The organism is Streptomyces sp. NPDC058964, from assembly GCF_042741275.1.
Classification (GTDB): domain Bacteria; phylum Actinomycetota; class Actinomycetes; order Streptomycetales; family Streptomycetaceae; genus Streptomyces.
Map to the genome: position 1 here is coordinate 1 of NZ_JBHYKH010001083.1, position 1027 is coordinate 1027.

Annotated in this window: 2 protein-coding genes; both read right to left on the reverse strand. The window is 70.5% G+C overall.

Annotated features, from left to right (window positions below; all coding sequences use genetic code 11):
- Nucleotides 1-337 (reverse strand): SPFH domain-containing protein (locus ACFW2E_RS47825; protein WP_384478680.1); only part of this gene is annotated, 337 nt, incomplete at its 3' end.
- Nucleotides 338-453: 116 nt separating this feature from the next.
- Nucleotides 454-1027, reverse strand: a 574-nt coding sequence (locus ACFW2E_RS47830; RefSeq protein WP_384478683.1) for a SulP family inorganic anion transporter, incomplete at its 5' end; no start/stop codon positions are given.

Here is a 1027-nt window from a genome sequence, read left to right on the forward strand (position 1 = left end):
AAGTTGTGTATAAGAGACAGTCGACGCGGATGAGCTCGTAGGCGGCGTCGACCACCTTGAAGTAGACGACCGCGTCCACGCGGACGGTCACGTTGTCCCGGGTGATGCCTTCCTGGGCGGGCACCGGCAACGTCACGATCTGCATGTTGACCTTGTGCAGCCGGTCCACCACCGGGACGATCATGGTGAAGCCGGGCTGCCGCACCTCACCGGCGAGCCGGCCGAGCCGGAGGACGACCCCGCGCTCGTACTGCTTGACGATCCGCGCCGCCGACGCGATGTACAGCACCCCGGCGCCCCCGGCGGCGGCAGCCGCGGTCAGCAGCTCCTGGAGCATGGCGACCTCCTCGTCCAGAGGACCGTTTCGCCTACTCCTGTCACGATATGCCGGAGTCCCGGCCCGGGACCATGCCCCGGACCGGGCCTCTCGTGTGCGACCGGGCGCCGACGGGCCTACCCGGCCGCCGCCGGTTCGGTGACCTTCACCGGGTCCGTGCCCGCGGCGCTGTGCCGCTCGGCCCAGTTCTCCAGCGCGGTGCGGCAGGCGTGGTCCAGGTGGTGCAGCCCGGACAGGTCCAGTTCGACCGGCCGGTCCTGCGGCAGCGCCTCCAGGCTCTCCAGGATCCTCGGCAGCCTGAGGAAGGTCGCGTTGCCCGTCAGGTGCGCCTGGATCGGTCCGGCGCCCTTGTCGACGACCTCAAGCTTGAGGTGCGAGGCTTCCCACGCGGTCTTGATCACGGACAGGGCGAGACCGATCAGCACGCCCTCGAACATGTTCACCGCGACGATGGACACGGCGGTGACCACGAGGATCAGCGCCTCGCCCCGGTGGTCGCGCCACAGCGGCACGATGCCGCGGAACGGGATCAGCTTCCAGCCCGCGTGGACCAGGATGCCCGCCAGCGCGGGCAGCGGGATCAGGGCCAGCACGGACGGCAGCAGCGCCGCGAACAGCAGCAGCCACACGCCGTGCATCACCCGGGACGCCTTGGTGCGCGCGCCCGCGCTGACGTTGGCGGAACTGCGC